The sequence below is a fragment of the Acinetobacter sp. YH12241 genome (assembly GCF_013417535.1).
Taxonomy (GTDB): domain Bacteria; phylum Pseudomonadota; class Gammaproteobacteria; order Pseudomonadales; family Moraxellaceae; genus Acinetobacter.
This window is the reverse complement of the sequence record NZ_VPDQ01000027.1, coordinates 24231-38791: the sequence shown is the minus strand read 5'-3', so window position 1 is coordinate 38791 and position 14561 is coordinate 24231. Positions and strand designations below refer to the sequence as shown.

General features: G+C 39.8%; 14 protein-coding genes, 1 tRNA gene and 2 pseudogenes. 10 read left to right on the top strand and 7 right to left on the bottom strand.

Annotated elements, in window-relative coordinates; genetic code table 11:
- Positions 1 to 155: pseudogene (locus FTV18_RS12880) on the top strand (pyridine nucleotide-disulfide oxidoreductase); the annotation flags it as partial.
- Positions 156 to 219: 64 nt separating this feature from the next.
- Here the strand turns inward: FTV18_RS12880 and FTV18_RS12875 are convergent.
- Positions 220 to 1620 (bottom strand): serine hydrolase, encoded by a 1401-nt coding sequence (locus FTV18_RS12875; protein WP_180018402.1) that lies wholly within the window; start codon positions 1618 to 1620, stop codon positions 220 to 222.
- Positions 1621 to 2079: 459 nt separating this feature from the next.
- Between FTV18_RS12875 and FTV18_RS12870 the strand changes: the two genes are divergently transcribed.
- Positions 2080 to 2328, top strand: coding sequence for a hypothetical protein (locus FTV18_RS12870; RefSeq protein ID WP_004784054.1), 249 nt, complete (start codon positions 2080 to 2082; stop codon positions 2326 to 2328).
- A 126-nt stretch (positions 2329 to 2454) separates the two neighbouring features.
- Positions 2455 to 2655 (top strand): hypothetical protein, encoded by a 201-nt coding sequence (locus FTV18_RS12865; RefSeq protein WP_180018400.1) that lies wholly within the window; start codon positions 2455 to 2457, stop codon positions 2653 to 2655.
- Positions 2656 to 2660: 5 nt separating this feature from the next.
- Here FTV18_RS12865 and FTV18_RS12860 read toward each other — a convergent pair whose 3' ends face one another.
- Both FTV18_RS12860 and FTV18_RS12855 read right to left on the bottom strand, forming a co-directional pair.
- Complete coding sequence (locus FTV18_RS12860; protein ID WP_180018398.1) at positions 2661 to 3299, bottom strand: LysE family transporter; 639 nt, start codon at positions 3297 to 3299, stop codon at positions 2661 to 2663.
- Positions 3300 to 3419: 120 nt separating this feature from the next.
- Positions 3420 to 3986: an FxsA family protein gene (locus tag FTV18_RS12855; RefSeq protein WP_159124495.1), complete on the bottom strand. Its 567-nt coding sequence runs from the start codon at positions 3984 to 3986 to the stop codon at positions 3420 to 3422.
- A gap of 125 nt (positions 3987 to 4111) precedes the next feature.
- Between FTV18_RS12855 and ruvC the strand changes: the two genes are divergently transcribed.
- Entirely contained in the window at positions 4112 to 4657 is a 546-nt protein-coding gene (gene ruvC, locus FTV18_RS12850) for a crossover junction endodeoxyribonuclease RuvC (protein WP_004784062.1), read from the top strand.
- Here ruvC and FTV18_RS12845 read toward each other — a convergent pair.
- Both FTV18_RS12845 and FTV18_RS12840 read right to left on the bottom strand, forming a co-directional pair.
- Positions 4654 to 4935, bottom strand: coding sequence for an acylphosphatase (locus tag FTV18_RS12845; RefSeq protein ID WP_180018396.1), 282 nt, complete (start codon positions 4933 to 4935; stop codon positions 4654 to 4656). The genes ruvC and FTV18_RS12845 overlap by 4 nt on opposite strands.
- 11 nt (positions 4936 to 4946) lie before the next feature.
- Positions 4947 to 6404 carry an NAD(P)H-hydrate dehydratase gene (locus FTV18_RS12840; RefSeq protein ID WP_180018394.1) on the bottom strand — a complete coding sequence of 486 codons (1458 nt, stop codon included), beginning with the start codon at positions 6402 to 6404 and terminating at the stop codon, positions 4947 to 4949.
- Between the two features lie 23 nt (positions 6405 to 6427).
- Here FTV18_RS12840 and queG point away from each other — a divergent pair, with 23 nt between their 5' ends.
- From queG to bioB, 3 genes are all read left to right on the top strand, one after another.
- Complete coding sequence (gene queG / locus FTV18_RS12835; protein WP_180018392.1) at positions 6428 to 7522, top strand: tRNA epoxyqueuosine(34) reductase QueG; 1095 nt, start codon at positions 6428 to 6430, stop codon at positions 7520 to 7522.
- 106 nt (positions 7523 to 7628) lie between these two features.
- Positions 7629 to 7847, top strand: a complete 219-nt coding sequence (locus FTV18_RS12830; RefSeq protein WP_005236211.1) for a hypothetical protein — start codon at positions 7629 to 7631, stop codon at positions 7845 to 7847.
- 139 nt (positions 7848 to 7986) lie between these two features.
- Entirely contained in the window at positions 7987 to 8988 is a 1002-nt protein-coding gene (gene bioB / locus FTV18_RS12825) for a biotin synthase BioB (protein WP_179993091.1), read from the top strand.
- 10 nt (positions 8989 to 8998) lie between these two features.
- Here the strand turns inward: bioB and FTV18_RS12820 are convergent, their stop codons facing one another.
- Positions 8999 to 9226: a hypothetical protein gene (locus tag FTV18_RS12820; protein ID WP_125279759.1), complete on the bottom strand. Its 228-nt coding sequence runs from the start codon at positions 9224 to 9226 to the stop codon at positions 8999 to 9001.
- Positions 9227 to 10270: 1044 nt separating this feature from the next.
- On the opposite strand from FTV18_RS12820, the pseudogene FTV18_RS12815 reads away from it, so the two are divergent.
- A pseudogene (locus tag FTV18_RS12815) lies at positions 10271 to 11452 on the top strand (transcriptional regulator).
- Positions 11453 to 12137: 685 nt separating this feature from the next.
- Here the strand turns inward: FTV18_RS12815 and FTV18_RS12810 are convergent.
- Positions 12138 to 12214, bottom strand: a tRNA-Ile gene (locus FTV18_RS12810).
- Between the two features lie 798 nt (positions 12215 to 13012).
- Here FTV18_RS12810 and FTV18_RS12805 point away from each other — a divergent pair.
- Entirely contained in the window at positions 13013 to 13567 is a 555-nt protein-coding gene (locus FTV18_RS12805; protein ID WP_180033309.1) for a 1-acyl-sn-glycerol-3-phosphate acyltransferase, read from the top strand.
- Between the two features lie 228 nt (positions 13568 to 13795).
- On the top strand, positions 13796 to 14545 hold the full coding sequence (locus FTV18_RS12800) for a YebC/PmpR family DNA-binding transcriptional regulator (RefSeq protein WP_004784089.1): 750 nt from the start codon (positions 13796 to 13798) through the stop codon (positions 14543 to 14545).
- Positions 14546 to 14561 lie beyond the last annotated feature (16 nt).

The window sequence follows — 14561 nt, the reverse complement described above, 5'->3', positions numbered from 1 at the left end:
TTGTGATTAACGAGCGCAATGAAACCAATGTCAAAGGTGTGTTTGCTGCAGGTGACTGTACCACTGTTCCTTACAAACAGATCATCATCGCGACTGGTGAAGGTGCCAAAGCATCATTATCTGCCTTCGACTACATCATCCGTTCTGGTCAGTAATCCTTAAAATTCATGAATTAAAAAAGCCCGCGTAATGCGGGCTTTTTTATATCTTAAAGCTGACTTATTCCTGTAAAAGTTGAGCAGCCAGTTTTTCAATATTTCCCATTTCAGGATGTACAGCAGCAATATTAGCTAAAATCGTGACTGCTTTCTTCTTGTTTAAATCAATCATCAAAATAGCAGAATGCCCTGCGGTATTTCCCCCATGCCAGATGATTTTGGTGCCATTTTCCTGTTCTCGCACAAACCAGCCCAATCCCAATTGGTAGCTACCTGCTTGTTCTGTGGTTGCTTGCTGAGTTAATTGTACTGCCGCATTTTTTGCATCGAGCTGAGCTTGTGCAAATCTGGTTAAATCTGAAGCTGTAGAGAGTACGCCGCCCGCAGGTAAAAAGGTATCAAATACCCAAGTGGTGATTTCTTTTCCTTGGGCATCAAATGCAGGTACAAGCTGCTTAGCTGCTTGATCAAGCGAGGTATAGCTATGTTTCATCCCATACTTTTTAAAGACATATTCATTAAGTAACTCAGCAAAATCCTTATTTTGTGATTGACTCAAACTCTGTCCCAATAAAGCCACAGCCAAATTAGAATAATGTGGCACTTTTCCACTGTTATTTGCATGTTCAAGCTCTAAGGAATTTTTTAAATATTCTTCCAGTTTAGCTGCATCATATTCCTTATATGGATCAGTATCATCATCTACTTCCAAATTACTCGGTAGTCGTGGCAGTCCAGACGTATGATTGGCTAAATCCTGAAAGCGAATCTGGATATTTTCCTTGAATGGAAAGGCATAATAAGGATTAATCTTGTCATCGAGTTTAATTTTATTTTGTGTCACCAGTTCAGCCAATATGGTTGATGTCATTACTTTGGTCAGAGAACCAATTGCAAAGATTTTATCCTGATTGGCCTTGGCCTGGATTTTTTCCTTATGTTTCTGTACCCCATAGTAATGGATTTGGTCTTGATCTAATACCGCTATAGCCACTTGAGTCTGCTCTGGAAAAGTACGAGTAGCCTGATAAATTTTCTCTGCAATCGCTTTTGGATAGCCTTGAATAGCATTGACTGTCTTATTATTTGCTGCGGTAGATTCGATATAGGGCGTAAATAAAAGGCCGGAAATCTGTTGATCATTATTCAAACTCATGCTGAGTTTCAGACGGTCTTTTTCAAAGTTGGCCTTATAGACTGCAGTCTCTTTACCTTTAGACTCTATATACTTAAGACTTTGTATTTTGCCGAGTTGCTGCTGTAAGTCTTTAGAGACTTTTTCAAACATATTTAAAGGAATCGCCTTTTTCGCTTCAGGTGAAAACTTTTCAAAAATTGCTGCATAATTTTGCGCATTAAAATCCTGCTGAAACTGGGCAATAACTTCCTTTTCAATATCCGATTGTGCATAAAGACTGCTCATATAGAGCAAGGATGATAAAAACAGTGATATTTTCTTCATGAGATCAGTATTGTTCCTTAAGTTTATAATGCACTTTCATAAAAATTATTGAAATTAAACATTTTTATAGACTTAATACAGTGCAACGAATAGTTAAAAAATAAGCAAAATATATTCCATATCATTCTATTTTTTAGGGCAGATCAATTCATCTAAGTTTTTGCCCTGTCTATTTCCCATTTTATACTTGTTGTTCTTAAGCTCCACTCGAACTGGTTCAAAAATTGCTTATGAATTGATAGATAGCATAGTTAATTATTCCAGAGAAATTTCTCGGAATAACTTAATGATGTTATGTACTTAGCCAATTATTATTTGTTTTCCTCACTGAGACTTGGGTAACTTTTTGTTATATGACTTGTCAGCGTCTAATTGCATCATTAACATGACATGCAGACCTGAAATAAAAGTCCGTGAAAGATAACAAAAAAAATATCAGAAATGTAATGGAGCTTAGCAATGTACTATCAATATCACTGTGCGTGCTGCGATAAAGTTGTGGAAGCTGGCCAAAAAGAATGTCATGCCTGTGGCTCACATAATATTCGCAGCCCTTATGGTTTTTGGATTTTATGTCTGGTGGCCTGTCTGGTTACTGCAATCGCGTTCAAGGTAATGCATGTTTATATCCAGTCACAGCAGCAGGAAGTGCCAGCTCAGTCGTCTTTATTTGATGTGCTGCAACAAGATAATAAACGTCCGCGCTAATTTTTTATCCTCCAGCAAGACCTGACTTGGATCAGGTCTTTTTTATGCGTTTTTAATTTGAATATGAAACGCTGCCAGAATAGAAAATTTGAATTACAATAAGTCATCTTGCAGTGAGAGATGAAAATGGTTCAGTTAATTAAAAAAGGCGGCTTACGTGAGCGTGCCAATCGCAGTCGCAGTTATCAGGGTTCGGAAAATACTGAGGCCACCCTTAAACCGAATCGTTATCAGTCTCCAGTGCAGAAACAGGATCATCCAGTTTCTGACGCTTCCACTGCACAGCAGCTTTCTAACGAAAACTCCTCTGTCACTCCATCAAATTAAGATTTTTAGTTCATTAGAACTAGCGCGTCATACCATAACCAGACTGCAAAAATCAGGAATAATCCGCCTGAAATCATATCGATATAACTTCCTGATCGCTGGTAAGCCTCTTTAATTTTGGGATGGGAAATTAATAGCATCAGTAAAGTAAAAGTAATAAAGGTTTGCAGCGGAATAATCACTGCCAGTTGCGCTTTTAAATAATCAGAAGCTGATGAGCTCAGTGCAAGTGAAAATACGCTACTGAAATAGATCAGGGTTTTAGGATTCGACAGATTAGTCAATAAACCCTGCATAAAGTAACTTTTTGGTGTTTCTACCGTATTTAAATCATCTTGAGCTTGATGCCTGTTCTGAAAACCTTGCCATCCACCTTTTAGCATGGCCCAGCCCATTTTGGCCAAAAATAACCCACCGATGACCATCAATACTTGCTGAATCCAGGGAAACTGATCGATCAGTACGGTAAAGCCAGCTAGCGTCAATATCACCCAAACCACGATCCCCGCTGAAATTCCGGCAATCACCTTTAAGGCATTCATACGTGTCGTAGAAGCAGCACTTTTTGCGATAAGTAAAATGTCAGGACCCGGGCTTAATTGAGCAACAAAATGCAGAAAACAGATGGTAAAAAGCAAGGACATTTAAAAAAGATCAAATGGTAAAAAAACTATTATAACTTTTGTTTAATGAAATTAGAAAGTTCCAATAAAAAAGCCGAATCATGAGATTCGGCTTGAAGCATTTATATTGAAAGCGTGATTTTATTTCTTGTTCACATCTTTCATTTCAATTTTCTTGGCTTCCGGGGTCACTTCACGAGCTTCACCATCAATAATGGTTGAATCGCCATGACCACCCTGCTGGTTCTGCATATCCTGCATTTGACGCATCATTTCAGCAAACGGGTTTTGACCTGCACCGCCACCGACATCGCCCATCATGCCACCCATCATTTTTTCCATCATGGCTTGCTGACGTTTCATCATCATTTTCATCATGGCTGCCTGGAAAGCACGTTGTACAGGTGGAATCAGCATTAATACCGCAAGCACATCACTAATCAAACCAGGAATCAGCAGGAAAAAGCCGGCTAAGATTTTAGGCAAATTATTTGATAATGCTGGATCTGCACTCATCTGTCCCATCTGCATTTGCTGCATTTGTGGCATTACACCGGCCGAATATTTCCGGATCAGGTTCATACCGATAAAGAAGGCCGCTACGAACCAGAAAAATACGTACCACATGCTCCCGACAAGGTCACCCACGCCAATCCATACAAATACTTCGAGGACTAAGCCGGCCAGGATAATAAGAAATAATTTCATGAAAATTAATCTAATCTCAGTAAAATAAATATTAGGATGCTGTAATCAACTGCTTCATCAGGATCAAGCTTTTTTGATACGCTTATGTAACAATATGGGCATTATTTTATTTTTAAAGTGCAGGCATGTCATTAATTATTGGGATTGATCCCGGTTCGCGTCTAACAGGTTACGGTATCATCCAGAAAGAAGGTTCAAAACTCACTTTTGTTGATGCAGGAACGATTAGAACTGAAACAGCGGAAATGCCTGAACGTTTAAAACGAATCTTTGCTGGTGTCGAACGGATTGTCAAATTTTACGGCCCGACCGAGGCTGCGGTGGAACAGGTGTTTATGGCACAAAATCCGGATTCTGCTCTCAAACTGGGTCAGGCTCGTGGTGCGGCAGTCGCAGCCTTGGTGAATCTGGATCTGAAAGTTGCCGAATATACGGCACGGCAGATCAAACAGTCTGTTGTGGGCTATGGCGCTGCAGACAAAGAACAGGTTCAGATGATGGTTATGCGTATTCTGAACCTGACAATCAAACCGCAACAAGATGCTGCCGATGCACTTGCTGCTGCGATTTGTCATGCTCATGCTTCAGGCAGCATGAGTAAAATGGCCGTATTGAATGCCTTAGGCGGTATGGCACGCGGACGCAGCCGGGTCAGCACCCGTCGTCGTTAGTCTTTAGTTAATACTTTAAAATCCTGAAAATCAGCGTCCTGAAGAGTCAATTTCTGCTGATGAATTGCAGTGACTTCTGCACGTTGTGGTCCAGTTCTGCTGAGCTGGATCATGTCCTGAACAATCGCTTCCTTCCCCACAATGATAGCCTCAACTTCGCCTGTTTCCAGATTACGCACAAAACCCTTTAAACCTAATTGAATTGCTTGTTGTTCAAACCAGCGACGGTAGCCCACGCCCTGCACTTTGCCCTGAATGATCAAATGAATGGCCTGCATTTTTATTGTCCTTAGTGGTTCACAACCTGGTAAATGGCATGTTTCATATCTTGTGCCTGCAAGCCGCGCTCCCCATTTTTTGCCAGCAAATCGCCTGCAAGTGCGTGCAAAGTTACGATCTCATGTAAATGAATGGCATCTTTAAATTGGGCTTTCAAACTTGCGATCATGCCAGCAAGTACATCTCCCATTCCTCCGGTTCCCATACCGGCATTGCCTGCGGTACAGATGAAAAGAGCATCTTCTAAAATCAGGCTACCTGAACCTTTGAGCACCCATTGTCCCTGATATTTTTGCTGGAGCTGTTGAATTGCCTGAATACGATCTGCTTCGACTTCTGATGCTTTCATTTCTAACAAAGTAGCCGCTTCACCCGGATGTGGTGTTGCATAAGTATGGGCATTCAACTTTTGTGGTGATTTTGCCAGAAACCACAAGGCGTCTGCATCGAGAACTGTCTCCAGTTCTGATTGCTGAATCAGGTCAAACCAGTATTTATATTGCTGTTCAGCCCAAGTATCTCGTCCTAACCCCATACCAAAACAGACAGCATCCACATGACGAACTAAAGCTTGGCGTTGCTCAGCATCTAGCGCATTAATATCACGCAGCATGATATTCGGAGCACGTGACAAAATAGCGGTATGATGTTTGATATCACAAACCACAGTGACCTTACCTGCACCAGCAGCAAAAGCTGCCTCAGCCGCCATAATGACCGCCCCACCCATATCAGCATGTCCCCCAATTACGAGCACATGCCCATAACTGCCCTTATGTCCAAAAGCTTCACGTTTAGGCAGATGAATTTGAGTCGAGGAAAGTTGAGCGATGAGCACAAGTTCAGCATCAGGAGGAATAACCGAGATGACCTCTACCTTGCCGGCATATTCTTTGCCTCGTCCGGTAAATAGTCCCGCCTTTAAACCTAAAACAGTAAAACTATGATCTGCCTTAATGGCAACCGGCAAAGACTGGCCTGTATTGGCATGCAGTCCGCTTGGAATATCCACTGCAATTTTAAGACCTTGCTGGGCATTAATGCTTTGAATAATCTGTTGCCAATTTTCATTCAGATCACGGTTCAAGCCGATCCCAAATAAGGCATCAATATAGACATCATATTGTTTCTGAAAATTAAAACCTGAATAAGCGGGTATACCGATTTGCTGAGTTTCCCGGATTGCTTGAGCCAGATCCTGTGATGGATCGGGTTCTGCTGCATAAATATCTATTTCAAAACCGGCCTGTTTTAAATATTTACCTATCAGATAACCATCACCGGCATTATTACCCTGACCGCAACACACAGCGATTCGGGTCAATTGCTGTTGTTCCAACAAAGGGATGAGTCGCTGCGCAATCGACCATGCTACCTGTTGCATCAAACCATAAGAACTATTTTGCTTGCCAAACCAGCGCTGCTCCCATGCTTGTATATTGCGGCTATGATAAACTTGCTGCTGCATTTCTTATTTCCTGTTTCTGGTTTATGACAACACCCGATTCCCAAGCGCAAATCCAAGTTTATCAACAAGATCCAAATGAACTGAAGGCGTGGATCAAAGCGCAGGCACGAGAGCTGGGTTTTTCTGATTGTGTCATTGCCAAACCGGATGCTCAAGCAGAATTAGCTCGCTTGCAGGAATATTTAGACCGCGGCTATCACGGTGATATGAAGTTTCTGGAAGAAAATCTGGAAAAACGTGCCGATCCCACACTGCTTATTCCTAATACCAAATCCGTGATCTGTGTACGAATGGACTATCTGGTCGATCTTCCAGAACCGCGTCTAGTACCCTATGCACCAAATTCTGCAATTATTGCCCGTTATGCCCGTGGTCGTGATTATCATAAAACCATGCGCGGGCGCCTAAAAATGCTGGCTGCAAAAATTCGGGAAAAAGTCGGTAAATTTGAATCCCGTCCCTTTGCAGACTCTGCACCTGTATTTGAAAAATCTCTGGCCGAAAGTGCGGGTATGGGCTGGACCGGCAAACACACTTTATTAATCCACAAAAAATCCGGATCTTTTTTTGTTTTAGGAGAACTGTTTAGCTCACTGGAACTGCCTTTTGATGAACCTGAAAGCAAACATTGTGGTTCATGCACAGCCTGTATTGATATTTGCCCCACACAGGCTATTGTTGAACCTTATATGCTGGATGCACGCCGCTGTATTGCTTATTTAACTATTGAATATAAAGGAATCATTCCAGAGGAGTTACGTCGAGGAATTGGTAACCGGGTCTTTGGTTGCGATGATTGTCAGTTGATTTGTCCGTGGAACAGTTTTGCTCAAAAAACTACGATTGAAGATTTTCATCCCCGACATGGACTGGATCAAGTGAGTTTACTGGATCTCTGGCAATGGGATGAAGCTACATTTTTAAACTCAACTGAAGGCAGTCCATTACGCCGCACTGGCTATCAAAGCTTTATGCGCAATATTGCGATCGGCTTGGGTAATGCGCCATTTGATCCACAGATTGTTCAGGCATTACAAGCTCAAAAAAATCAACATGATGAGATTGTACAAGTTCATATTGACTGGGCCATACAGGAACAACTGGCAAAATCCCGGTAATTTTCAATTTTTACTTCGGTTCACATTTTCTCGTCAAAGCCTTACACAGTTACTGTGCAAGCTATGGCATAAAGGAAAAAGAATAGAAATAAAGCCGGAGGTGGATATGCAAAAGTCATCTGATACACAACATCAAAATCAGGAACAGCTTGAAGAGTTGCAACATCAACACCAGAAGCAGCAACAACAGCAACAGCAGCAGTCACAACATGGCCCGCTTGGCTCTCCAAAAAATAACCAGCACGAACAAGATGAACGTGTATTAAACAAGCAACATCGTAGTGATTTACAAAATCAGAATATTCACGGAAATCATCGTGAATAAAGTCTGATCAAGAGTTCAACAACAAAGCCCACCTTGTGTGGGTTTTGTTTTTTCTATAAGGTCATATTTTGCTAATGAAGACGGCGATACTTTTACTTAAGATGGAGCCTGATAAATAAATATGAACAAGGATGGACAGATGAACAGTATTGATCCGATACGTAATGATTGGTCTCGTGCAGAAATTGAGGCCCTGTATCAACAACCTTTAATGGATTTGCTCTTTCAGGCTCAACAGGTTCATCGTCAATATTTTGATGCCAATGCCGTTCAGGTCAGTACCCTGCTCTCTATTAAAACCGGTAAATGCCCGGAAGATTGCAAATACTGTTCTCAGTCCGCACATTATGATTCCAAACTCGAAGCAGAAAAACGCATTGCAGTAGAAAAAGTAATTCAGGAAGCAAAAGAAGCACTGGCTTCTGGCAGTTCTCGTTTCTGTATGGGAGCAGCGTGGCGTAATCCGCATGAACGTGATATGCCTTATGTACTGGACATGGTACGTGAAGTCAAAGCACTGGGTTTAGAAACCTGTATGACCTTGGGCATGCTGAATGCCTCACAGGCAGAACGCCTGAAAGATGCAGGACTGGATTATTACAACCACAATCTGGATACGTCACGTGAATACTATTCACATATTATCAGTACCCGCAGTTTTGATGACCGATTGGATACACTGGATCATGTGCGTCAAGCGGGTTTAAAAGTGTGTAGTGGTGGCATTGTCGGCTTAGGTGAAAGTCGTAATGACCGGATCGGTTTATTGTTTGAGCTTTCTACCCTTCCAATTCATCCGGAATCTGTGCCTATCAATATGCTGGTGCCAATCGAAGGCACACCGATGGCAGATGTTGAAAAACTGGATGTGATTGAATGGATTCGAACTATTGCAGTGGCCCGCATTCTGATGCCAAAAAGTTATATTCGTCTTTCGGCAGGCCGTGAATCACTGACTGACTCAGATCAGGCATTAGCATTTATGGCGGGTGCCAACTCGATTTTCTCAGGCGAAAAACTGCTAACGACTCCAAATACAGCCAAAGGTCGTGACCAGCAGCTCTTTGAAAAATTGGGACTGGTAGCAGAACAACCTAAGCCAAGCATCCGCGCATTGGCGACTGATGCAATGGCAAGTTAATTGAAATAATTCAAGATGCTGAAAAGTTATGCGCAGTAATTAAAATGCCATAACTGGCATTGAGATAATCACCGATCCGGATCTGGTCTGTTCCATTGGCATGATGTACGACCAGTTCCTGCGTCAGTGCATCAAAACTAAAAGAGTCATAACAGTCCTGATGCAGGCTTAACCAGTGTAAAGTGTCAGCCAGATTTTCATCTACAATATAGGTTTTGGCATGGAAATCTTTGCTCATTTAAGCCTTCTCATCATGTGGTACTGGTAATGATTTTAATGGATATGAGTTTAGATTAAATATAATGGATATAAAAAAGTGAGCATATCGCTCACTTTTTCTTGCAGTATTTTTTAATCTCTTTGGGTACCACATTTGCGGCATTCCCAATCTGCCCCAATTTCCTCCATTTGCTGGTATTCATAAATGTGCAGACAAAATATTTTTTTTAATAATTGAAGCATTGCTAAAACTCCTGTAATTATTTTTTATCAGCTTCCTGATCTTTCTTCCTGAAACATCCATGATTTTTGGTTTAAAAATCATATTATATTTATTAACATATTTTTACATTCTGTCAAATACACTTCGTCTGCTTTTTAAAGTTTTCTTTCTATTCAAATATCATCATTTCATAGGTTACTGATTTATAGAAGTTATCTTTAATCAATAAGGTTTTTACAAGACAATAAATTGAGCTTTAAACTATTCTATAGGCTATATAACGCCTGATTCAGTCAATATCAGGCTTAGAGAGATTCGAAAAAAACTGAAGATAGATTCAGGCTTTCTATAAATTCGTTCAAATAATTTTGCCGGCATCATTACAGTGCAGCTAACTACTAGCCAGTATTTAATGCTTTTAGAAATTCCTTAAATTTTCTCTATAAAATTGAAATTTGAAAGCTGCTTTTTAGTTTGAAAAAGATCATAAAAAAGTGAACCAGAATCTGCTTTAGTACTTACTAAGAAGAAATGATCAAAATATTTTTCGCCTTTACTTAGAATGATCTATTACCCACTAAAAGATTTTTATAATGAATTTTTAGACCAAGCGAATTCGGATCAATATCACGCATATGTATTACCTGTACCTATTTTAATGTGACGAAGTCGCATCTACAGCTATGGTATAAGGTACTTCTTCATATTATTAGATTAAGATAATCGTCATAAAGTTAGAAAAAGGTTTGAAATACGACAGGTTTACATTTCTTTTGATTCTTCATAAAAACAATAATAATTACAATGGGTGTAAATCATGAATTATTGTGAGAATAAGGAATGATGACAGAGCAAAATCTGATACTACACAGACAAAAAATTGATCAGTTACGCCAAAGCAGTAGTTTGTCGCTATCTCATGCTGCACAACTAGAACAGAGCATTGTCAGTTCATGGCAGCGCTCGTCTGTAGCTCATATCCCCAAAGATCGTTTAGCTGCCCCACTCCTCGATCTCAAGAAAGTGCGTTCACCCTCAACTTTAAGTCATGCTTTGCAATATTGCGCTGAGAACCTTAAACACATTGCCGAACAGTCTTCTATGGTATTAGCTCTAGGAGATGTAGGTAGCACTGTAGTGTGGACAGCATCCAGTCCTGAAATGCGTAAGGTGGCTGAAAATGTGCATCTCATTGAAGGTGGTCAGTGGCGTTAAGAACTGGTCGGCACCAATGCTCTCGCGCTGTCGATCAAAACCCAACAGTCTAGCTGTGTGTTTTCTAGCGAACATTACATGCCATCGGTCCAAGATATGGCCTGTTATGCTGCACCCATTATTGATCCGTATTCCAAACACATTCGGGGTGTAATTGCCTTGTCCACTGAATGGCAAAAGCATAATAGTTTTGGACTACTGGCAGCAGAACGCTGTGCCTCCATTATTCAATCTGCTTTATTGGAATCACAAAGACAGCATTTATATATTCGTGCCTTTTCTGTCCCGCAGGTCATTTTTAATGGTAAAGCTCTAACAATTACGCCACGTCAGACTGAAATTCTTGCGATTTTAGCTTTATGTCCACAAGGTTTAAGTCTGGATAATCTGCATCAGGCGCTCTATGGCGAACGCAAAGTGAGTATGGGCACCTTAAAAGCAGAAATGTCGCAACTTAGAGATCTATTAGGTGGCATGTTGGGTTCACGGCCTTATCGTCTACTTGCCCATGTAGAAGCTGATTTCCTGCAAACAGAACAGTCTCTGGATGCCGGTTATATCGATTCTGCTTTGAAACTATATACAGGTGTATTTTTGGCAAAGACTGAAAGTCCATTTCTATGTGCCTGGCGGAATTGTCTGGAACTACGACTCAGTGATGCCATTTTTAAAGCTAATGAAACGGATATATTGCTTAAACATGTAGCACGTTTCCCAGAAGCAATTGATGCAGTAAAACGCTTGATTGAACTGATGCCAAAGAGTCAGTCAGTGCATCAGATATTACTTAAATTTCAGGACATTTAAATAGTAGCAGTTATTTAATTTTAACTTTTAAACCTGTAATAAATTTAAATTGAGGACAGAAATCATCTTGTAGGAAGATATATTATTTTATTTCTATCAAATATATTCTCTTATCCTATTTAAAAAATAAAAATATGTAGTTCCTGTTTTGAGCTAATTAATTTTTTGAAAAAAGAACAATCCCTGCTCCTTATCCTCTCAAGGATTTAGGATAAGCCAAAATGATCGTATGGGGATACGTTTTCTTGGCCCGCTTTCAAAAAGCGTGAGCAGGGTTGTAAGAAAATGTAAGCCCATCGAGTGGAGAGTTGACTTACATAGGGGCTTACAGCGCCGTTTTAAAGATTTTGACTACTTGTGCCTCTCTATCCTTATAAAATAAACATAAGGGATAAGTAAACCGTTTTTTTAATCTGTAATTTCCTTAAAAGCTATGGTTTGATTCCTTCTACCATTTCTCTATTATTACTAGGGGCTCTCACCGTAATAGAAGTATGGAATAAATCTATAGAGAAGACTACCTACCAAAATCCTACCTTTTATGAAGTTATTCTATTTCCTATTATATAGGCCGATAATATAGGCCCTACTTCTATACTTTATTTTAATTAAATACATAGTGCTTACATGGAATCTGGAATTAAAAAAGCACCTAGAAGAAATGCTTCTAAGTGCTTGATAAATTTGGTGGGCCCAGACAGACTTGAACTGTCGACCAACGGATTATGAGTCCGCTGCTCTAACCAACTGAGCTATAGGCCCTATATAGACTGAATTTGTTATATTTCAACTAGTTCAGGCGCATTGAATACTAGCCAAGATTAGATCAAAAAACAAGTACTTTTCTTGCTGCTTGCACACTTAGCCAGCAATCATTTTTTATCCTTAATAACTGCCCTGTTTAGGATTTAAGACTTCAGTCTAATTTGAGTTAGCAAAGCCCTAATATGACATCTATATTTTCTATCTAAAATAAAGAGAGCTACGCTAATTATTCGAATATCAAATCGATAAATTGATCGCTTTTACGTCTCAATATATCCATAATCAATAAAAATACCAACTATTATATATGGAAATATAATCACAGGAAATATTCTTTAAAAATCTATAAAGGCTAAAATTCTGATTCCAATTTCTCGTCTTTACGCAAATCCATATAGATTTCGATTAAAGACCATACAATAACCAGTGCTAAAAGAAGCATTGAGAACATGAAAGCTGTAATATACGTCATAGGTTTCAATCTCAGAGAGAAAATGACCAGAAAATAGAAAAGACACAATTTCTTCTTTTCTTCGACAAAAGTCTAATAACTAAAATTTGTGCTGGATAGTCATTTTTTCATCATTTTAAGACTTATTTTATATAAGATGATATTTCCTAAGGATTATTAAGTATTTATTTATATCTTTCAGGTCTTAAAAAACTATTGAATATACTTTTTTGATCTTGGATTTTTCATATTATTAATGAATTTGAAATAAAGCCTATTGACTGTGAATAAGAACAGGAAGAAATTATGCAGTTCATACCGTTAGCTCTTATTTCTTTCTACTTATGCTAAACAAATTTATTGGCGAATCTGCATTTAAACTTGCCGGTTGGCAATATCATGTCGAACCCGATGTACTCGAAGATAAACAGGTCATTGTCGGATTTGAACATACATCCATGATGGATGCAGTTCTATCTTTGGCACTCTTTAAAATGTATGACATCAAAATTCATACCCTGATCAAGAAAGAACTGTTCAAAGGCCCAATGAAACCAATTCTGGAAGCCATGGGTGGTATCGCGGTCGACCGTAAAGCCAATAAAGATATTGTCAGCGTAATGGTTGAACATTTTCAGAATAATGAAAAATTCAATCTGGTGATCGCACCTGAAGCCACCCGTGCCAAAAATGGTGAAGCGCGTAAACCGATCCGTACCGGTTTCTGGCATATTGCCAAAGCTGCCAATGTGCCAATTGTGCTTATGTACGCCAATTCCAAGACCAAGCAAGGCGGGATTTTTGGCAAAATCTACCCGACTGATCTCGCGCATGATCTGGCTTTAATCAAGCAGCTCTATGAAGAGAATGTTGGTCTGGATATCATTATCCCGGAATAAACTTTCCATAAAAGGGCTTGAGAATAATGTTTCTTCTGCCCTTTTCTTATTTAGGTATTTTCTTAAGTTTTTATTTACATTTATTGCTTTGCCTTTCTATTTTATTGCCTATTTTTTTGGCATTATCATTAAATCTCAAATCCAGACTCTTTTTTCAAAAAAAGAGCTTATGGTAGAATCGGCGCAATTCGATAGGCATACAGCCAATCTACAAGGAGCATATTTCGCATGGCGGGTCATTCCAAGTGGGCCAATATTAAGCATCGTAAAGCAAAACAAGATGCCAGTCGTGGTAAGTTGTTTACCAAGTACATTCGTGAATTAACAACTGCTGCTAAACTCGGTGGCGCTGATGCGGGTAGTAATCCTCGTCTACGTGCTGTTGTAGAAAAAGCATTATCTGTAAACATGACACGTGATGTGATCAATCGCGCGATTCAGCGTGGTGCCGGTGGTGAAGATAACGACGATCTTAAAGAAGTAACCTATGAAGGTTATGGCGTAGGCGGCGTTGCGGTTATTGTTGAAACCATGACAGATAACCTGAACCGTACGGTTCCTGATGTACGTCACTGCTTTACTAAAACTGATGGTAACCTCGGTACCAACGGTTCAGTATCCTTCCTATTCACTAAACGTGGCGAAATTACTTTTGAAGATGTGTCTTTAGAAGATCAAATCATGGAAGTAGCACTTGAAGCGGGTGCTGAAGACATTGAAGTGGATGAAGATGAAATCCTGGTGATCACTACGCCTGAAAGCTTCGGTACAGTACAAGATGCTTTAGCTGCTGCAGGTTTAAAATCTGATAACGCTGAAGTGGTGATGAGCCCATCTACCAAAGCTGAAATCACAGATATCGACCAAGCGAAAAAAATCATGAAAATGATTGATATGCTTGAAGATCTGGATGATGTTCAAAACGTTTATACCAACGTTGAATTCTCTGATGAAGTTTTAGCGCAACTCGATGCCTAATCTTCTATGAGATTAA